At 69.2% G+C, this 19,384-nt stretch carries 16 protein-coding genes and 1 pseudogene; 11 read left to right on the forward strand and 6 right to left on the reverse strand.

Annotation, left to right across the window (positions count from 1 at the left end; all coding sequences use genetic code 11):
* Positions 1-414 precede the first annotated feature (414 nt).
* The 4 genes from E3O49_RS09970 to E3O49_RS09985 all read left to right on the forward strand — a co-directional run bounded on the left by E3O49_RS09970 (position 415) and on the right by E3O49_RS09985 (position 6,166).
* The gene (locus E3O49_RS09970) at positions 415-1,230 is read left to right on the forward strand and encodes an alpha/beta fold hydrolase (RefSeq protein ID WP_134365876.1); all 816 of its coding nucleotides are present in this window, start codon (positions 415-417) and stop codon (positions 1,228-1,230) included.
* Between the two features lie 126 nt (positions 1,231-1,356).
* Complete coding sequence (locus E3O49_RS09975; protein WP_134365877.1) at positions 1,357-1,593, forward strand: hypothetical protein; 237 nt, start codon at positions 1,357-1,359, stop codon at positions 1,591-1,593.
* A 20-nt stretch (positions 1,594-1,613) separates the two neighbouring features.
* Positions 1,614-2,147, forward strand: coding sequence for a hypothetical protein (locus tag E3O49_RS09980; RefSeq protein WP_134451440.1), 534 nt, complete (start codon positions 1,614-1,616; stop codon positions 2,145-2,147).
* The gene (locus E3O49_RS09985; RefSeq protein WP_134403241.1) at positions 2,144-6,166 is read left to right on the forward strand and encodes an SCO7613 C-terminal domain-containing membrane protein; all 4,023 of its coding nucleotides are present in this window, start codon (positions 2,144-2,146) and stop codon (positions 6,164-6,166) included. Before E3O49_RS09980 ends, E3O49_RS09985 begins: the two co-directional genes overlap by 4 nt.
* A gap of 7 nt (positions 6,167-6,173) precedes the next feature.
* On the opposite strand, the gene E3O49_RS09990 is transcribed toward E3O49_RS09985, so the two are convergent.
* Positions 6,174-6,971: a GntR family transcriptional regulator gene (locus E3O49_RS09990; protein ID WP_134366894.1), complete on the reverse strand. Its 798-nt coding sequence runs from the start codon at positions 6,969-6,971 to the stop codon at positions 6,174-6,176.
* 113 nt (positions 6,972-7,084) lie between these two features.
* Between E3O49_RS09990 and E3O49_RS09995 the strand changes: the two genes are divergently transcribed.
* Entirely contained in the window at positions 7,085-8,479 is a 1,395-nt protein-coding gene (locus tag E3O49_RS09995; protein WP_134366893.1) for an MFS transporter, read from the forward strand.
* 55 nt (positions 8,480-8,534) lie between these two features.
* On the forward strand, positions 8,535-9,533 hold the full coding sequence (locus E3O49_RS10000; protein ID WP_134366892.1) for a nucleoside hydrolase: 999 nt from the start codon (positions 8,535-8,537) through the stop codon (positions 9,531-9,533).
* Between the two features lie 12 nt (positions 9,534-9,545).
* Here E3O49_RS10000 and E3O49_RS10005 read toward each other — a convergent pair.
* A pseudogene (locus E3O49_RS10005) lies at positions 9,546-10,499 on the reverse strand (oxidoreductase).
* Between the two features lie 195 nt (positions 10,500-10,694).
* Between E3O49_RS10005 and E3O49_RS10010 the strand changes: the two are divergent.
* Both E3O49_RS10010 and E3O49_RS10015 read left to right on the forward strand, forming a co-directional pair.
* On the forward strand, positions 10,695-11,696 hold the full coding sequence (locus tag E3O49_RS10010; protein ID WP_134451442.1) for an iron-containing redox enzyme family protein: 1,002 nt from the start codon (positions 10,695-10,697) through the stop codon (positions 11,694-11,696).
* Positions 11,693-11,914 carry a CDGSH iron-sulfur domain-containing protein gene (locus E3O49_RS10015; protein WP_134366890.1) on the forward strand — a complete coding sequence of 74 codons (222 nt, stop codon included), beginning with the start codon at positions 11,693-11,695 and terminating at the stop codon, positions 11,912-11,914. Before E3O49_RS10010 ends, E3O49_RS10015 begins: the two co-directional genes overlap by 4 nt.
* A 30-nt stretch (positions 11,915-11,944) precedes the next feature.
* On the opposite strand, the gene ppk2 is transcribed toward E3O49_RS10015, so the two are convergent.
* Entirely contained in the window at positions 11,945-12,769 is an 825-nt protein-coding gene (gene ppk2, locus E3O49_RS10020; protein WP_198416912.1) for a polyphosphate kinase 2, read from the reverse strand.
* A 184-nt stretch (positions 12,770-12,953) separates the two neighbouring features.
* Here ppk2 and E3O49_RS10025 point away from each other — a divergent pair, with 184 nt between their 5' ends.
* Positions 12,954-13,214 (forward strand): zinc-ribbon domain-containing protein, encoded by a 261-nt coding sequence (locus E3O49_RS10025; protein WP_134366889.1) that lies wholly within the window; start codon positions 12,954-12,956, stop codon positions 13,212-13,214.
* 75 nt (positions 13,215-13,289) lie between these two features.
* Positions 13,290-14,960: an ABC-F family ATP-binding cassette domain-containing protein gene (locus tag E3O49_RS10030; protein WP_134366888.1), complete on the forward strand. Its 1,671-nt coding sequence runs from the start codon at positions 13,290-13,292 to the stop codon at positions 14,958-14,960.
* 382 nt (positions 14,961-15,342) lie between these two features.
* Here the strand turns inward: E3O49_RS10030 and pgi are convergent, their stop codons facing one another.
* The 3 genes from pgi to E3O49_RS10045 all read right to left on the reverse strand — a co-directional run bounded on the left by pgi (position 15,343) and on the right by E3O49_RS10045 (position 18,412).
* Entirely contained in the window at positions 15,343-17,070 is a 1,728-nt protein-coding gene (pgi, locus tag E3O49_RS10035) for a glucose-6-phosphate isomerase (protein ID WP_134410641.1), read from the reverse strand.
* A 92-nt stretch (positions 17,071-17,162) separates the two neighbouring features.
* Positions 17,163-18,170, reverse strand: a complete 1,008-nt coding sequence (locus E3O49_RS10040; RefSeq protein WP_134366886.1) for a sigma-70 family RNA polymerase sigma factor — start codon at positions 18,168-18,170, stop codon at positions 17,163-17,165.
* A complete protein-coding gene (locus E3O49_RS10045; protein ID WP_134366885.1) occupies positions 18,167-18,412 on the reverse strand; it encodes a hypothetical protein in 246 nt (81 codons plus the stop codon). The genes E3O49_RS10040 and E3O49_RS10045 overlap by 4 nt, the downstream gene beginning before the upstream one ends.
* Before the next feature lie 325 nt (positions 18,413-18,737).
* Here E3O49_RS10045 and E3O49_RS10050 point away from each other — a divergent pair, with 325 nt between their 5' ends.
* Entirely contained in the window at positions 18,738-19,289 is a 552-nt protein-coding gene (locus tag E3O49_RS10050) for a hypothetical protein (RefSeq protein ID WP_134366884.1), read from the forward strand.
* Positions 19,290-19,384 lie beyond the last annotated feature (95 nt).

The raw sequence follows: 19,384 nt of genomic DNA on the forward strand, positions 1-19,384 counted from the left end.
CTGCCGGTTCCCCGGCTGCAACCGGTCGGCGGCGCATGCCGACCTTGACCATTCGCTGGACTGGCAGTTCAACGGGCTGACCGCCGAGGACAACCTCGCCCACCTGTGTCCGCCGTGCCACGCGCTGAAAAGCGAGACCCGGTGGACGGTGAAACACCTGGAGGCCGGCACCCTGAGGTGGACCTCGCCGAGCGGGCGCGCATTCGTGACCGAGCCGGCCACGTTCATCCGTGCGGTGGCACCTGAACCACCACCACCGCCGGAACCCGCCTCAGCANCACCTGAACCACCACCACCGCCGGAACCCGCCTCAGCAGCTCCGCCCGAACCCGCGCCGTTCTGACCTAAGGGTTGTTCGGCTGACTCGGGATCATATCCTTGCCGCGGCCCCCACCGCACGCCTACGATCTAGCCATGCCTCACCTCACCGTTCCAGGCGCGTCGCTCTACTACGAGACGACGGGCCACGTGTCATCACCGGCCCTGCTCCTTCTGCACGCGGGCATCGCGAACCTCCGGATGTGGGACCCCCAGGTCGCCGCGCTGGCTGCCAGCCACTTCGTCATCCGTTTCGACAGCCGGGGATTCGGCCAGACGCTCACCGAAGACGTGGAATTCTCCCCGCGCGGAGACGCCCTCGCGGTGCTCGATCACCTCGGGGTGGCGTCGGCCACGTTGATCGGGTGTTCCCGTGGCGGGTCGACCGCCATCGACCTGACCCTGGAACACCCGCACCGGGTGACGGGCCTGGTCACCATCGGCTCGGGTCCCAGCGGTTTTCCCGAGGTGGAACTGACCGAACTCGAGGATGCCCACTTCGACCAGCTCGACGCCGCCTTCGACGACCAGGATTGGCACAAGCTGGCCCGGCTCGAGGTCGCCCTGTGGGCTTTCGGTCCCCTCCGGAGCGAGTTGGAGCTCGACCCCGAATTCGTGGCCACGGCCTACGCGCTCAATCGCGTGAACGCGGTGCACGCGGAGGAACATCCGACACCGATGCCGCTCGAGCCTCCCGCCTTCGACCGGCTGGTCGACATCGAGGTGCCGGCGCTCGTCACAGTGGGCGAGTTCGATATCACCCCGGCCCTGGCCCAGTTCGAGTTCCTGCTCTCCACCGTGCCCGACGCCACCGGCTGCACCTTTCGGAATACCGCGCACCTGCCGAGCGTCGAGCAGCCGGCCGAATTCAATCGGGTCCTGGTGAATTGGCTGGCGGAGCACAACCTGTAACGAACGAGGCCGATCCGTGGGCCGTTCACGGTCCGTGCCGGACTTATTCACCGGGTCCCCGCACGCGTCTCTGACGCAGTGTCCTGCCGGTAGCCTTGGCACGTTCACATCCAGCGAGGGGCAACGATGTCGAAGATCGACTCCGACGACGACTTCACCGAGTTCGCGGGCACGGTCTTCTGGCCACGCAGCACCGCCGACCTCACGGACACCACGCGATGCCCGGCCTGCCACAGCCGACTGCGCTCCGCCGTCTGTTCGAACTGTGCCCTCGACCTGCGGCACCCCGCCGCCGCCCTGTTGCTGACCGCGTCGACGGATGCCGCAGCGTCGCTGGCCCGCCGCACCGCCGCACCGCCCTGATCGGGCGTATCCGCTTCGACGTGGCCGAGGCGCTGGCGGCCGAGCGTGTCGCACTCCGGGCCGCGGCCGCGGCGCCGAAGCCCGTGCCGATTCCGGTGCCACTGCCTCCGGCGGCTGCGCCGGCCCCCGTGTCGGCCAACGTGCTGGCCCCCGTGCTGGCCCCCGCCGCACCGGCAGCCCGGACTGTCCGGCCGCCGCGCGCTCCGCTGAAGGGGGCGACGGCATCCGTTCCCGGTGCGCCCCGACGCTCGAGCGTGCAGATCCTGCTCCTGCTGGTCGGCGTGACCCTGGTGTCGGTGGCCGCGATCTTCTTCATCACCGTGGCCTGGATCTATGCGGGCCACGAGGCGCGCTCGGCGATCATCGCCCTGTTCACCGTGGCCGCGCTCGTCACGGCGGGCGTGCTGCGGCGCAAGCGGCTCGTGGCCACGGCCGAGGGGATCGGAGCGCTGGTGGTGGTGCTGGTACTCCTCGACGCCTGGGCGCTGCGGCAGAACGACCTGTTCGGGCTCGCCGCCGCCGACGGCGCGGCCTACTGGGCATCACTCTGGTGAGCTGCACCGTTCTCTTCCTGTTCTGGCATGCCGTGTCCGGGCTGCGCGTCGCCAGCGTGTCCGGTTTTGCGGCCGCCGCGCTCGGCCTCGGCCTGCTCGCCGCCGGTCTCGCGGCCTGCCAGGACGACGCCAGCCGCCTGTTCGTCGGTCTGCTCGGCGCCGCCGTCGGCGCGTTCCTGCACCCGCTCACCCTGCCGCGCCGGGCTACCGGGCTCGCCGCCGGTGACATCCCGGCCCCGAGCGCCTCCGCCGCCCATGCACCAGACCCCACGCCGCACCCCGCACCGGCCGCACCGGTTCCGCACCGCTTCTGGCCCTCGGTCGACCGGGTGCCGGAGCGCGTATCTGTGCTGGTGCCGGGTGGACTCGCCCTGATCGGCGCGGCGCTCACGGCCACCATCGTCGATCCGGCCTTCACCCTCTCCCCGCTCATCACCCTCGGCGCGGTCACGGTCGCCGCCGTGCTGCACCAGATGCTGATCGTGCGCCGGGCGAGCCCCGGGTCCGCGGACGCGGTGTTCGCCTACGGCTGCGCCGCCCTCGCTGCCCTCACGCTGACGACCATTGCCCCCCTGATGGCCTACCGCGCGGACAACGTGACCGCGGCGATCACGGTGCCGATCCTGGTCGCGGTGCTGATTCCGCTGGCGGTCGAGCCGTACGCGCGCCGCCGATCCGCCGGACCGGCCCGCACCGCGGCGATCGTGGGCGGCGGAACGGCGGCCCTCGTCGCGGCGGGCTTCGCGGTGCTCGTGATCACCGCGGCCGCCATCCCCCTGCTCGTCGCGCTCACCAGTGGCCTGGCCGGCACCGGCACCGGCACGATGCTGGCCCCGATCAGGCCGGACAGCGTCTGGGCGCTCGGCACCCTGGCCGCGGTCGGGCTGCTGGCCACGCTGGCGTGGCTGATCGGCGGCATCCCGACCGAACGCCGCCGCGTTCTCGCCGCGCTGTTTCTGGGCATCGCCGTACTCGCGGTGCCGTTTTCCGGCTCACTCCTTGCGGTGACGCTGCTCTATGCTCTGCTCGGATCCCTCTCGCTGGCGGCATTGGTGCCGGCGCGCCGGGGAAGGATGTCGCTCGGCGTGTTCCGCCCGGTCGCGCTGGCGTTCTTCGTGCTCACGGAAACGTTCGGCTACCTGGCTAGCTGGCAGAGCAGCACGATCTGGTGGATCGGCTCACTGGCGGCGATCACCGCCCTCCTCGGCGCCCGCCTGCTTGTCGACCGCACCGGCGACGTCGCCCGGGGCCTGCTGCTGGCCGGGGCGATCGCGCTTACCCTGGTCGCCGCCATCGCGGCGCCGTGGATGCTGACCCTCGGCGGGGCGCCATCCGTCACCGCCGTCTTCGTCGATTGCCTGCGCGCCCTCACCCTCACGACCGCGCTGCTGCAGCTGTTCGTTGCGCTCCCGCTGCCGCGTCTGTTCACCGTCGCCGACCGCCGCTGGGCGTTCTGGACGCTGCTCGCCCCGACCGTGCTGGCGTTCGCCCTGCCGGTGACGGTGCTCGCCGAAAGCCTCTCCGCCGCCGAGCGCGCCGCGCTGCTCCAGGGCGCACCGGCCGCGGGTATCGCGCACGCGACGGTGCTGCTCGCGGCCCTGCTGTTCTGGCTGCTGCTGCCCGCGAATCGGGACATCCTCGCGCGGGAACGACTCGTCGCCGCGATCGGCGTGGCCCCGGTTCTCTGGCTGCTGCTGTGGAGCGTCGCGCGAATCCCCCCGGCGACGCCGGAGGACCGCGTCCTCGTCGTCCCCGCCGCCGCGCTCGTCGCCTGCGGGCTGGGGCTCACCCTCGGCCTGCTGCGCGGCCGGAGCCGCGACCGCCTCGCCCTCGAGGCCGGCGCCGCCCTCGTGCTCGTGCCCGGCACGATCTGGGCCCTCGCCACCGCGCAGCCGCTGGGCTGGCTGATGCTCCTGCTGGCCGGCATCGCCGCCCTCCTCTCGGCGATCGCCGCCGACGGGCTGTTCGGTTCCCGGTCGCACCGCCGCCACCTCGGCTGGCTCGCCCTCGCGCTCGGCACGTCGGGGCTCTGGCTGGGCCTCGCCCGGGCCGGTACCACCGACGTCGAACCCTACGTGCTGCCGGTCGCGGGCGTCCTGCTACTGCTGGCCGCGCTGCTCCACCGGTTCGGCCGGATCGACCGGATCGACCGGGCCACGACGGCCGGCTCGGGCGCCGCGCTGCTCGCGTTCGCCGGCCTGCTGGTGGCCATCGTGCCGCTCGCGCTGGCCGCCGGCTCCGGCTCGCTTCTGCGCGCGGTGCTGGTGGCCGCGGCATCCGCCGTGCTGCTGCTCGGGGCCGGCTCCATCCGCTGGACGCCGCCGCGCTCGGCCTACCTCGCCGCCGCGGCCGCCGGCGGCGCGATCGGGCTGGCGCTGACGAGCGTCGTGCAGGCGGGCGCGGTGCTCGGCGAATCCGGAGCCCCCGCCGCGCGGCTCGAATACTGGCTGCTTCCCCTCGCCGCCCTGATCGCGGGCGCCTTCCTGCTGGCCGCCCAGACGGATGCCGCGTCCCGGCGCCTGCGCCGCCTCGCCGGCGTCGCGCTGGTGCTGCTGGCCCTCTCGCTCGGGACGCTGGCCGAGATCTCCGCCTTCGGGCGGGTCGGCGAAGGCGGCGGCTCGCTGGACGCCGTCGTGGCCGGGCTGCGCGCATCCTCGGTCGTGATCATTCTGTCCGCCCTGCACGTTCGGGTCGTCTGGCGCCCGCGGGCACCCCTGACGGCCGCCGTGGGCACCGCGGCCATCGCCCTGGCCGGCCTGGCCATGGCGAGCGCCGTGGTGACGGGGGCAACCGATCCGTTCGAGCTCGTGACCGTTCCGGTGGGCCTGGCCCTCGTTCTCGGTCGACTGCTGCCCGCGGCCGGCGAGAATACCGGCCAGGATGCCGGCCAGAACCCGGCAGAGAACCCGGGCACGGGCGCCGCGCCATCCGTCGTGTCCCGCCGGCCCGTCTCGGTCGGGGTCGCCCTCGGCCTGGGGCTGGCCGTGCTGCCGAGCGCGTTCGCCGGCGGCACCTCGACCGGCGCGGAACTGCTCCGGCCGGTCCTCGTGCTCGCGCTTTCCGGGGCCCTCGCCGTTTCCGGCGCGCTGCTCACCCGCCGGCCGCGCTGGAGCGCCGCCGCTTGGCCGGCGCTTGTCGTGGGGCTGCTCGGCGTGCTGATCACCGCCGGCGCGCGCATCCTCGACCTGCTGGCGCAGGTCCCGCTCGGGCCGGACGCCCGGCTCGAGGCCTGGCTGCTGCCCGCGGCGCTGCTCGTCGTGGCCGCCGGGACGAGTCTCGTTGCCGGCATCCGACGCGCCGCCGCAGTATCGGGCGGGCACCAGGCCACCGATCCCGCGGGCCTGCGCCTCGGTTACGGCCTGGTCGTGCTGGCGATCGTCGGCATCCTCGCGGCGGAGGCGCTCGCCCTCGGCTTCGCGCCGTTGGCGCCCGTGCGGGTGATCCTGGTCGTCTGGACCTTCTCCGCCCTGCACCTGGCGGTCTCCCGGTACGACGACAGCAGGCTCGGCCGGATGGTTTCCTGGGTGGCCATCGCCGCCGGCGCGGCGGCAGTGGTCGCCGGGTTCGCGCGGTCGGCGCCGGACACGGTCGAGATCCTGAGCCTGCCGCTGGCCATCGCCCTGCTGGCCAGCGGATGGCTGCACCTCGACGCCGTGCCCCGCGCGCGCAGCTGGCCGTGGCTGGCCCCCGGGCTGCTCGTGCTCCTGGTGTCGTCACTGCTGCTCGACATCACCGCGAGTCCGCTCTGGCGGGTCGTGGGACTCGGGGTGCTGGCCCTCGTCGTGATCGTGGTCGGCGTGCTGCGCAAACTGCAGGCGCCGTTCCTGATCGGTGCGGCCGTGCTGCTGATCCACGCGGTCGCGCAGCTCTGGCCTTGGATCTCGGTGGCCTACGGCGCGGTGCCGTGGTGGCTGTGGCTGGGAGCGGGCGGCGTCGTCCTGATCGTGCTCGCGGCCCGCTACGAGCAGCGCATCGCAAACCTCAAGTCGATCGCGCTCAGCATCTCAGCACTGCGGTAGCCGCCGGTCAGGACTGCGCCGCGTGGCTGATCGTCAGCTGCACGGATACCGTGTTGATGAGCGTCTTCGAGAGATAGAACGGCGCCCCGTCGTGCTCGAGCGCCTGGGTGAGGATGAGCACCGGACTGGCGGCCGGCAACCCGAGCAGCCTGCCCCGCGTGGCGCCGGGGACACCGATCGCGAGGTCGGTCTCGCCGGGTCCGAAGGTCGGGCCGAGAACGGCGATGAGGGCGGCCAGCGCGCTGCTCACCGGGGTGCCGGCGGATCCGCCGGCGGAGACGGCATTCACGGCGGCCGCGCCGAGCTGGGTCAGTCCCTCGCCGGGGACGTGTTCCTGGAGCAGGGCGATCGGGGCGCCGTCCCGGGAAATGACGCTCTCGATGAACCACGACGGCTGGTCGGGGCGGATGCCGATGGCGTCGGCGGTGAACGCGGGTGACGTGGTCTGGAGTGCGGTCTGGGTGCGCCGGACCTGAACGGCCGGACCGGTCTCGCCGAGGAGCACCTCGATCGGGCGGATCTTCTGCAGTCCCAGGTGGGGCAGCCGGTCGGCGACGAAGCGCCCGATGCCCCGGCGGGAACGCACGAAGCGGTCTTCCTCGAGAAGCATGAGAGCCTCGCGCACGACCGTGCGGCTCACGCCCATGGCCGTGCCGAGCTCGGTCTCCGAGGGGAGGAGGGAGGCGATCGGCAGGGTTCCGCTGCGGATCGCCTCCGTGATTCGCGAGTACACGGCCACCCGCAGCGGGATGCCTCCGGTGCTTTCGAGCGGCCCGGCCAGGGCCGCCTCGGTGCGTCGATCCATTCGTCTCCCCCATTGGTTGGTCGAGTATATCGTGCACATCTGGCGTACTTGTATAACAAGCCTGTACACTAAGCATGTCGACCTTGTGGTTGCTCCAATGAAGGAGTCTGTTCATGTCCGTGCTTGTCCCCGACGTGACCGCGGCGCCACCGCGCACGCGGGCGCCACAACCCGTCGGCGTGCTGATCGGCACGCTGGTCCTGGCGATCCTGACCTTCCAGCTCAACGCCACCCTGCTCTCCGCGGCTCTGCCGGCCGTCGGCGAACAGCTCGGCGAGAGCACGCAGGCCGTCTCCCGGGTGCAGTCGACGTTTTTCCTCGCCGGGGCCGTCTTCGGCGTGGTCTTCTCCCGCTGGAGCGACTTCCTCGGCCGCAAGCGCAGCCTCGTGATCGTGCTCGCCCTGCTCCTGATCGGCACCGTGATCTGCGCGCTGGCCCCGAGCCTGCCCGTGCTCTTGATCGGTCGGGTGCTGCAGGGCGCGTCGAACGCCACCTTCACGATCTCCTTCCTGCTGCTGTCCGAGCGCTTGAGCAGCCGGCTGTTCGGCATCTCCGTGGGCATCATCACCTCGGTCAACGGCGGTCTGTTCGGCCTGGACGGCTTCCTCGGCGGCGTCGTGACCGACACCATCGGCTGGCGGTTCCTCTTCGTGATCACGCTCGGCCTGGGCCTGGCCGCGATCACCTGCGTCTTGCTCTTCGTGCCCCTGGATGCGCCCCGGAACCGGGACGGCTCGATGGACTGGTGGGGCGCCGGCATCCTCTCGCTGTTCCTGGTGCTGCTGACCAGCCTGATCTCGCAGGCCTCCTCCTCCGGCTGGTCCGACGCCCTGACCCTGGGCTATCTCGTCGGCACGATCGCGGCCGGCGCCCTGTTCGTCACGGTCGAGAACCGCACCCGTCGACCCCTGATCCCCATCCGGGCGCTGCGGTCGCGCCAGGTCTGGCCGCTGCTGCTCACCACGGTTCTGACCCTGGCCGGCGTCTTCTCCGCACTCAACTTCACCGTGGTCATGCTCAGCCAGGACGAGCGGGTCGGGTACGGCCTCTCAGCGTCGATGTCAGCGCTGCTCTACCTCACCCCGACCGCCTTCGTCGGCGTCACCGCGGCGATCTTCTCCGGCTACCTCGCGGTGCGGATCGGCTGGATCACCTCCCTGCGTCTGAGCAGCGGCCTGATCACGGTCACCGCCGTGGCCCTCGCCCTGTTCTCGGCCGACCGTTGGCTGGTCTTCGGGCTGCTCATCGTGATGGGCGTCTTCTACCTCGGGCTGTTCCAGAGCTCGGTCAACGGGGTGTCGGTGCTCAACTCGCCGCCGGAGGCCCGCGGCGCCCTGCCCGGCCTCAACGGCGCCTGCTTCGGGATCGGGATCGGCACCGGCATCGCCCTCGTCGCACCGGTCGTGGCCACGGCATCCGTCGCCGGCTACCAATCGGCGCTGTGGATCTCTGCGGGCCTCACCGCCGCGTCGTTCCTCGCCTCCCTGATCCTTCGCCCGGCCGCATGAGAGCGGATTCCACCCAGGGCCGCCCGGCCCGGAACACTGAGAGGGAGAGCACCCGATGACTCCCCACCTGACCCCGATCTACCTCGACTGCGGCACCGGACCCGACGATGCGCTGGCGCTCGCGTTCCTGCTGGCGACGCGGGGCATCCGCCTGGCCGGAATCGGCACGGTGGCCGGCGGAGTCAGCGCGGCCATCGCCGCCGCAAACGCGCTGAACCTGCTGGAGACAGCCGGCCGCGACGCCATCCCCGTGGCGGTCGGCGGGTTCGACCCGGAGAGCGCGGGCTCGCGGCGCGGCGCGGCCCCTGTGCACGGCCGGAACGGAATCGGCGACGTTCTGCTGCCACGATCACGGCGGCACCCGGTGGAGGAAAGCGCCACCGAGCTCCTGATCCGGCTCGCGCACGAGAACCCGGGTGAACTTGAGATCGTCACGCTCGGCCCGCTGACGAATCTGGCCGAGGCGCTCTGCCTCGACCCGGAACTGCCCCGGCTCGTTCGACGCGTGACCGTCAGGGGCGGCGCCGTGTTCGCTCCGGGCAACGCGGGCCCGTACGCCGAGGCCAACATCGCCGCCGACCCCGCGGCGGCCGCGGACGTCTTCGCCGCCAGCTGGCCGGTCACCCTGGTGCCGCTGGACGCGACCCGCCGGCACACGTTCGACGACACCCACCGGCGGGCCCTGGCCTCCGCCACCGGTCTCACCCAGCAGGCGCTGGCCGAGATCGTCGGCAGCTGCCTCCCTCGGGTGGCCCTGCACAACTCCGCCGCCGCGGCGTTCGCGACCGGCGACGTCGAACCCGAGCGGGCGCCGACCCTCCGCATCTGCGTCGACACCGGCGCGGGGCCCCGCCGCGGCCAGACCCGGTTCGCCAAGCTCGAGGACGTGGTCGAGGACCTGGTGGACGCCGACGCGCCCCGCGGCCAGAACCCCCACGAGGCCCGGGTCGTGCTGGCCCTCCGGGGCGGCGTCGCGGCTCCGCTGCTCGAACGGATGCTGTCCCTCCCCCGGGCAGACGTGCGCGTGCCCGCCCGGGTGCCCGTGCCCGCCTGAGGCGCCCCGCCCTCAGCCGAGGTCGAACCTCACGCCGGTCAGACTCTCGCTGACCTCCCAGAGGCGCCGGGCATCCGTCGCATTCTGCGCCCGCACGGAGCGGTCGACGGGTCGGGGGTTGCCGCGTTGCTGGCCGCGGCCGTCCGGGCCGAAGAAGGTGTCGCCCGCGAGCCCGGGCACGGTGGCCGCGTAGAGCGACGGCAGGGCGCCCATCTCGGCCGGCTGCGCGAGCCAACGGTTGGCGAGCCCGCTGAGACGGTGCTCGACCGCGCTGCCCCGCATCTCGGCCCCGACCGTCTGCAGGTTGGTGGCGGCCCACCCGGGGTGCGCGGCGAGTGCCAGCAGCGCCCGGCCCGCCTCGTCGATGCGACGCTGCAACTCGCTCGTGAAGAGCAGGTTGGCGAGCTTGCTCTGACCGTAGGCGGCCCAGGGGCGGTACCGCGCAGCGCCCATCAGGTCGTCGAAGTTCAGCCTGCCGCGCCGGTGCAGGGTCGAGGACACCGTGACGACCCGCGCGCCGGGCCAGGACAGCAGCGAGGGCAGCAGCAGCCCGGTCAGGGCGAAGTGGCCGAGGTGATTGGTGCCGAACTGCAGCTCGAATCCGTCCGCGGTGGCACGATTCGGGATGTTCATCACCCCCGCGTTGTTGACGAGCAGGTCCAGGCCGGCCGGGTTCTCGGCCGCTCAGGTCTCGGCGAAGGCGCGAACCGAGGCCAGGCTCGCCAGATCCAGCGCGCGCACCCGCACCGCGGCATCCGGTGCGGCGGCGCGCAGCCGCTCGGCCGCGGCCTCGCCGCGCTCGATATCGCGCACGGCCAGGGTGACGGATGCGCCGTGCGCCGCCAGCTCGGAGGCCGTCACGAACCCGAGGCCCGAGTTCGCCCCCGTCACGATGGCCGTCCGGCCGCTGAGGTTGGGGATGTCGACGGCGGTCCAGCCGGGGCTGGTGTCGGTCGGTGCGGCCATGTCGAGTTCCTCTGCTGGTGGACGTAGGGTCACCCCAGTCTGCGTGATGGTGCTGGGCTCGATGCTTTCGCAGGCATCAAGGGCGGCTTATTTCTCTATATTTACCGGGTGGACATGACGAATCCCCACGAGTGTTCGTCTAAGGGGGGACTGGTCGAAAATCGCGACCCAACCCTGGAAATTGATCGAGGCCCCATGCTCCCCATCGACACGAACACCCTCACCCGCGCCTCGTTCTGCGCGCGCGGACCGTTGAGCGACCTGCTCCTGACCGCTCTGGACGGCCCGCTGACACCGGGACAGGCCCTGCTGACCGACTTTGAGACCGCAGTCGCTGCCGCCATCGACTGCAGCGGCTTCGTCATGGTGGACGACGACCTGCAGCTCACCCTTTTTGTGCTCTACGGCCTGCACTACGGCGGCGTCGTTCCCGGTGACGAGAAGTGGGAGTGGCATCCGTCGACCATCGCCGCGCGAATCCTGATCGAAAATGCCCTTGAGGCGCAACTCCGGCACTCGGTGGCTCAACCGCCGTTGCCCGCGCCCACCCGTGAACAGGCCATCGAGTTCGTCGCGCACCGCTCCGTGTACACCCTCAAAGAAGCCGACCCGCATTCGTGGGCGATCCCCCGTCTCACCGGGCGGGCGAAGGCTGCGCTGATCGAGATCCAGGCCGACGAATACGGCGGCGGCGACGTCGAGCGCATGCACTCCGTGCTCTTCGCCTCCACCATGCGGGGGCTGGGGCTCGACGACCGGTACGCAGCCTACGTCGACTCGGTGCCGGCGATCACCCTGGCCTCGTTCAATACGATGTCCATGTTCGGGCTCAATCGTCGCCTGAGAGGTGCGCTCGTGGGGCACCTGGCGGCATTCGAGATGACGTCGGCCATACCCAGCCGTCTCTATGCGGATGGATTTCAGCGACTCGGTTTCGAGTCGGATGTGACCCGCTACTTCGACGAACACGTCGAAGCGGACGCCGTTCACGAACAAATAGCCGGCCGGGATCTCGCCGGATCGCTGGCCGAGGACGACCCCGCCCTGCTGGGCGACATCATGTTCGGCGCCAGCGTCTGCCTGACCATGGACGGCCTGGTGGCCGACCACATGCTCGGCCGGTGGAAAGATGATCTGTCCTCGTTACGGTTCCCGGCCGTGGGCGTTGCCCACCTGAGCGCCGTCGCAGCGCCGTGAGCCCGGCCGACGTTCAACCCGCCACAATCACGGCCTGCCCGGACGGCCCACTGCTCGTGCGGGGCGATTTCGAGCTCCGCTCGGAAGACAACGCCGTGATTCCCCGAACCCGCCGAACCCTTGCCCTCTGCCGGTGCGGGGCGTCCGCCATCAAGCCGTTCTGTGACGGCACCCACAAGCTCGTCGGGTTCACGACCGGGCCACCCGATCAGACCTGATCGGACGGCCCGGCCTCGGTGGTTCCCGTGCTATTTCTTCTTCAGCTTCTTGGCGTGATCCTTGACGAAGTTCGCCTGGTCCTGAGGAGGCCGTTCGTATTCGGTTGCCTGCGGACGATCGGGGATCGTCACTTTTTCCGGTTCCCGATGCTCGTAGGGGATTTCGGTCAGAAGGTGCTTGATCGAGTTGATCCGGGACGCGCGCTTGTCATCGCTCTCGATCGTCCACCACGGCGCATAAGACAGGTCCGTCGCCGCGAACATGGCGTCCTTGGCCCGCGAGTAGTCCTCCCAGCGGGTGATCGAAAAGAGGTCCGTGTCGGAGAGCTTCCACCGGCGCATCGGATCCTCCAGACGGGAACGAAACCGTTCTTCCTGAACCGTGTCGGACACCGAGAACCAGAACTTGACCAGAATGATCCCGTCGTCAACCAGCATCCGTTCCACCTGGGGGACCTGTTCCAGAAACCGGTGGTACTGCTCATCCGTGCAATACCCCATCACCCGTTCGACGCCGCCGCGGTTGTACCAGGAACGGTCCATCAGCACGATTTCTCCGGCGGTGGGGAGCCGCTCGATGTATCGCTGGAAATACCATTGCTTCTGCTCTCGCTCGCTCGGAGCGGGGAGTGCGACGACGCGAGCGGAACGCGGATTGAGGTACTGGACAATCCGTTTGATGGCGCCACCCTTGCCCGCGGCGTCTCGGCCCTCGAAGATGACCAGCACGCGCGCGCCGGTTTCGATGACCCACTGCTGCATACCGACCAGCTCGGCCTGCAACCGTTCCAGTTCTTGCTCATACAGGGGCTTGGAAACGCGTTTGACGGCGCCGGCCTTCTTCGACTTTGACACGGGGATCCTTTCAGCGTCGGCAATGGTCCTGCCTTGCGGCCGGACTGATCCTAAGTGCCCCGTGGTTGAAAGACGGGATACGGCGCGCAGATCCACGATCTACGGCCTGACTGTCAGTGATCACCAGATTTCTCACCCTAATATCCGCCACGACCATCCCGCGCAGACACTTTGGAGCCAGCCCATGTTTCTTCTCTTCGGCACTCGTGCCCACCCGGCACTGATGAACAGCGTCTCGTTCGTATGCGGATACTGCGGAACCCTCGCCGAGCAACAGGTGGTCAGGAACTCCCTCAGGCTGACCCTGTTCTTCATACCGCTGTTTCCGCTGTCGACGACCTACTCGAACACCTGTACCCACTGCGGCGGCACCACCAAGCTGACGGCCGCTCAGGCCCGCCATTCACATTCACTGGAATGGGCGCGCACGCACCCCGCGATCTAGCGTCCGCATGGGAACCGCCTGCACCCGGGAAGTCCGGGTGCAGGCTCCAGACCACGACAATGAGAAAATAGACGGATGACCGCAACACTCGTGGCCCAGGGCCTCGCCGGCGGGTACGCGCACCGCACCCTCTTCGACTCGCTCGACCTCACCGTGGCACCGGGCGACGTCGTGGGCGTCGTCGGCGTGAACGGGTCCGGCAAGTCCACCCTGCTGCGACTGCTGGCCGGCCTGACCGAACCGCAGGCCGGCAGCGTCAGCCTCGCCCCCGCCGACGCCTTCGTCGGCTGGCTGCCGCAGGAACTCGAGCGGCTCCCGGGCGAGACCGTGGCCGGCTATCTGGCCCGCCGCACCGGCTGCACCGCCGCGACGACCGAGATGGACGAGGCGGCATCCGCTCTCGGCGACCCGGCGCCGACGCCCCGGGCCGACGGCCTGGACCCCGCCGACGTGTACTCCGTCGCGCTCGAACGCTGGCTGGCCAGCGGCGCCGCCGACCTCGACGACCGCCTGCCGGTGGTGCTCGCCGACCTCGGCCTCGCGCTGGGCACCGATCTGGCCGAGAACACCCTGATGACCTCGCTCTCCGGCGGGCAGGCAGCCCGGGTCGGGCTCGCCGCACTGCTGCTCTCCCGATTCGACATCGTGCTGCTCGACGAGCCCACGAACGACCTCGACCTGGACGGGCTGGAGCGGCTCGAAGCCTTCGTCCGTGGCCTCCGTGGCGGCGTGGTGCTCGTCAGCCACGACCGCGAGTTCCTGGCCCGCTGCGTCACCCGGGTGCTCGAACTCGACCTCGCCCAGGGCGCGAACCGGGTCTTCGGCGGCGGCTACGACTCCTACCTCGAGGAGCGCGACACGGACCGCCGCCACAAGCGGGAGCACTACGACGAGTTCGCGGAGAAGAAGGCTGACCTGGTCGGTCGGGCCCGCACCCAGCGTGAATGGTCGAGCCAGGGCGTTCGGAACGCCATGAAGAAGGCCCCGGACAACGACAAGCTCCGGCGCAAGGCATCCTCCGAGTCCAGCGAGAAGCAGGCGCAGAAGGTGCGCCAGATGGAGAGCCGCATCGCGCGCCTGGAGGAGGTCGACGAGCCGCGCAAGGAGTGGCAGCTCGAGTTCACGATCGGCAGCGCTCCCCGCTCGAGCACCGTGGTCTCCACGCTGAGCAACGCCGTGCTCCACCAGGGGGACTTCACCCTCGGGCCGGTCTCACTGCAGATCAACGCCGGCGAGCGCATCGGCATCACCGGCCCCAACGGCGCCGGCAAGACCACCCTGCTGCGCGCGCTCCTCGGGCGGCAGGCCCCGGATGCCGGCACCGCGAGCCTGGGTTCCCGCGTCGCCATCGGCGAGATCGATCAGGCCAGGGCGCTCCTGTCCGGTGACGCGCCCCTCGCGTCAGCGTTCGAGGGCCTCGTGCCCGACCTGGCCACGGCCGAGGTGCGCACGCTGCTCGCGAAGTTCGGCCTCAAGGCCGACCACGTCAACCGTGCGGCCGACGATCTCTCCCCCGGCGAGCGCACCCGAGCCGGCCTGGCCCTGCTGCAGGCGCGCGGCGTCAACCTGCTGGTGCTCGACGAGCCCACGAACCACCTCGACCTGGCCGCGATCGAACAACTCGAGCAGGCGCTGGAGGCCTATGAGGGCACACTCCTGCTGGTCACCCACGACCGACGGATGCTGGCCACCGTTCACACGGACCGGCACTGGAGCGTCGACCGCGGGACCGTGACCGAGGCCTGAGCGCCTGAGCGCCTGAGCGCCTGAGGCCTAGAGTGACCGAGGCCCAAGTGACTGCGGCCCAGGCGCCGGGCTCAGTCTCGGTCTCGCCTCGGGCCCGTTCTCGCCTCGGGCCCGGTCTCGCCTCGGGCCCGGTCTCGAACCAATTCGACGGAGATTGTGGCCTAAAACCACGGTTTCGAACGGTTCTGGACCGATTTCGGCAGAATCTCCGTCGAATTCGTTCGGGCCGGATCGGCGATGGCCTGTTCAGCGCCGACGGACCGCCCGTGTCGCTGGAACTGCTCGCTGCAGAGGCCGCTTCGGAGAAGGGCGCAGTTCTCCTGCGCTACCGCTCGACGGGTGTCGCCGCGGCTGCGGGCGACATGACCCGGCCTTCCTGACGTCAGTCTCGCAACTCGAGGTACTTCACGATCAGGGCCTTCGTGGACGAGTCCTGGGATTCGAGAGCGTCCACATTCCCTTCAGCTGCAGGAGCGATCTGTTGCGCAAGCTGCTTTCCAAGCTCGACCCCCCATTGGTCGAATGAGTCGATGCCCCAGATCGTGCCTTCGGTGAAGACAATGTGCTCGTACAGGGCGATGAGCTGGCCGACGACGCTCGGGGTGAGGGCCGGCGCAAGGATCGACGTGGTCGGCCGGTTTCCGCTGAACTCGCGGGCCGACACGACCGACTCGTCGGCACCTGAGGCGCGCACCTCTGCGGCCGTTCTACCGAATGCGAGCGCCTTGGTCTGGGCGAAGAAGTTCGCCATGAACAGTGCGTGGACGTCCTGGCCGGGCTCAACGGCGCTACCGTCGCCGGTCTCGTCCTTGAGCGCGTGGGCAGGGTTCGCGACGGCGATGAAGTCCGCGGGGACCAGGCGCGTGCCCTGGTGGAGGAGCTGGTAGAAAGCGTGCTGACCATTCGTACCCGGTTCGCCCCAGAAGATCTCGCCGGTATCGGTCGTGACAGGTGACCCATCCCACCGGACGCTCTTCCCGTTCGATTCCATCGTGAGCTGTTGCAGGTAGGCCGGGAATCGGTGGAGATTCTGTGCGTAGGGGAGCACAGCGTGGCTCTGGGCCTTGAGGAAGTTGGAGTACCAGACGTTGAGCAGTCCCATCAGGACGGGAACGTTCTGCTCGAGGGGCGCTGTTCGCATGTGCTCGTCGAGGACGTGGAAGCCGGAAAGGAATTCGCGCCAATTGTCAGGGCCGATGGCGACGACCACGGAAGTGCCGATGGCAGAGTCGACCGAGAAACGACCGCCGACCCAGTCCCAGAATCCGAAGACGTTCTCGGGATCGATGCCGAATGCCGCGACCTTGTCGAGAGCGGTCGAAACGGCGACGAAGTGCTTGGCGACGGCCTCGACGCGGGCGGTGACCGTATCGACGATGGCACCTGAGCTGAGGAGCTGCTTCCAGAGCCACTCTCGGGCCAGACGGGCGTTCGTGAGCGTCTCGAGGGTGCCGAACGTCTTTGACGCCACGATGAAGAGGGTGGTCTCAGGGTCGAGGTCCGCCGTCTTCTCGTAGACGTCGGTCGGGTCGATGTTCGAGACGAAAAGGCACTCGAGGCCTGCTTGCACATACGGCTTCAGCGCTTCGTAGACCATCACGGGGCCGAGGTCGGAACCGCCGATCCCGATGTTGACGACCGTCGTGATGCGTTTGCCGGTGATACCGGTCCAGGCACCGGACCGAACCTTTTCTGCAAATGCGTAAACCTTGTCGAGGGTGGCGTGCACCTCGGCGTCGACGTCCTCACCATCTACCACGAAGCCCTTCGGCGGCACGAGGTCTGCGCCGTCCTTCGGGCGGCGCAGCGCAGTGTGGAGAACCGCGCGGTCTTCGGTCACGTTGATGTGTTCGCCGGCGATCATGGCCTGGAATCGACCGGAGACGTCGATCTCCTTCGCGAGCTGCACTAGGTGCGTCAAGATCTCGTCGGTCAGGAGATTCTTCGACAGGTCGATGGTGAGGTCGGCTGCTTGAAAGGTGTATCGACCGGCTCGTCCTGGGTCGGTGTCGAACCAACCGCGGAGATCCGGGGAAAAGCCGTCGGCGATGGCGGCGAGTTGACTCCAGGCTTCGGTGGACGTGGGATCAACGGGGGCGGATTCGGTCATGGGTTTCTCCTGGATGCCGGAACAGCAAAGTGCCCGCGACTCCCGCAACGCGAGGCGGATCACTTACCAGCCTATTGCGGCGGCAGGCTTCCTCACTCCCTGAGGTAGAGCTCCAGGGCCGGCACGCGCATCATCGCAAGGGCCCGTTTCTCGATCTGGCGGATTCGTTCCCGAGTCACACCCTCACGGGCGGCGATCTGGTCGAGCGTGCGAGGCTGGTCGCCATTGAACCCGAACCGGGCTTCCAGAATCGTGCGCTCCCGTGTGGGCAGTGCATCGAGATGGAACGTGATGTCCGACCGGCGCAGGGCAAGTGCCGCGTATTCCTCCGGCTGGGGCAGGTCGTCGTCCATGATCAGTTCGGATATGTCGGCCAGACCCTCTCCGAGCGGGGCCTGGAACGAGATAGGTTCAAGGTCATAGTCGAGCAGAGCCCGCACCTCGGCGATCGGCGTCCGGCACGCCTCGGCCAGCTCCGCCAGAGTGGGTTCGCGGTGGAGAGTGCCGGTGAGATCGCGGCCGATGCGCTTGATCTTGTTGAGTTTCTCAACGGTGTGCACCGGGAGGCGTATGGTTCGTGCGGCGCCGACCATGCCCCGGTGGATGGACTGCCGGATCCACCAGATTCCGTAGGTGGAGAATTTGTACCCCGTCATGAAATCGAATTTCTCCACCGCGCGCAGCAGCCCGAGGTTACCGTCCTGAACGAGATCCATGATCGGAATCCCGCGGCCGGAGTACTGTTTGGCGACGCTGACCACCAGGCGCAGGTTTGCTTCGATGAACCGTTTCTTCGCCCGATCGCCGTCCCGGGCGAGCCAGGTCAGGTCCCGGTCCGCGTCCGGATCGGCGACACCCCGGGCGAGTCTCTCAGCCGCGAACAGGCCCACCTCCATCCGCCGGGCCAGGTCGACCTCCTCCTCCGCAGCCAGAAGCGCGACCATGCCGATCTTGCGCAGGTAGAAACCGAACGTATCCGTCGGCCCCCGACCCAATCGCGTCGTCGTGGCGGCCGACTGGGCCGCGTGCAGAAGGGGTTGGGCCGGTTCGGCGGCGGATTCCGATTTGTCGGATAAGGTGGCCTGGACCGGTGAGCTCACTGGGTGACCGTCCCGCCCGTGATGCTCGCCACTGCGCCGGCCAGGGACGACACGTACGTTCTCTCCAACGGCCGCGTCACATTCATGACCTCAAAAACGTCACTGAATTGCTGGATAAAACCCAGCAGAACCGGTCCGTCACCGCCCGTTCTTCGACGATCCTGAACTTGCCAGGCGGTGGGAGTCAACGCGGTGACATTCACGTCACCGCCGGGACGTGAGGAATTGTCATATTTAAACATAGAGACCTATTCGAAGATTTGAGAAACGAGAATACACACCGAGCGGAGCCTTCTCAAGAGGCAAAATCGCCCAGGCAAACCGATCTGCGACCCCCTGGCAACACGCCCAGTCGCCGGATTGCAAACCCGGCAGCCTGTCCAGCCTCCGCGCGCGAGCAAGCACTTCCTGCTCCGTCTACTTCGACCAAGGCTGGGAGGAACCTGAGACAGTCAGTGGCAGCCCGCGTCGGGGCATGAGAGATCGGCGTCGGCAAGCGTCATAGGTAGTACCTATCCCTGTACATGCCCGTACGGGAAGGCGAATCGCACCGATGAGGAGTACTCCGTGACTGGACGCAATACCGTTGTTCGAAGTCTGCATGATGTGGGATTGGCGCTGTGGTCAGGGGGCGCCTTGATGGGCGCCGTCGGGCTCAACGGGAGCGCTTCGACCGCCAGGGATCCTCGGGAACGCGTGGCCCTGGCCAGCCAGGGGTGGAAGAGGTGGGCGCCGGTGCAGGTGGCTGCGCTTGCCGCATACGCCGCGGGCGGCGCGGGCCTGATTCTCGGCAACAAGGCACGTCTGGCCGGCCAGTCGGATAGTCGCAGGAACACGGTCCTGGAACTTGCCATCGCTGGTGTGGCCGCGGGCACAGCGCTGTACTCCGGCATTCTCGGCAAGAAGATGAGTGAGCATTCGGGAGAGGCGACCGCCGGAACCACCGAGGCCGGTCCGGGCGTGTCTGCGGAGCTTGAGTCGGCCCAGCGGCAGCAGCGGGTGCTGCAGTGGGTGACGCCCGCTCTCACGGTGATCATGATCGTGCTTTCCGCCCAACAGGGTGAGCAGCAGCGACCGGTTGCCGGGTGGATTGCGCGGTTCGCACCAGACTCCCGCTAGATGAGTGAGTCCTAATCGATTGTCGGTAGCGGTACACGTCTAGTCAGATCGGACTGGCCCGGCGTGGACGCTGTTAATCGAAGGCGGAGGGTGTT

It is taken from the genome of Cryobacterium shii (assembly GCF_004402595.1).
Classification (GTDB): Bacteria; Actinomycetota; Actinomycetes; order Actinomycetales; family Microbacteriaceae; genus Cryobacterium; species Cryobacterium shii.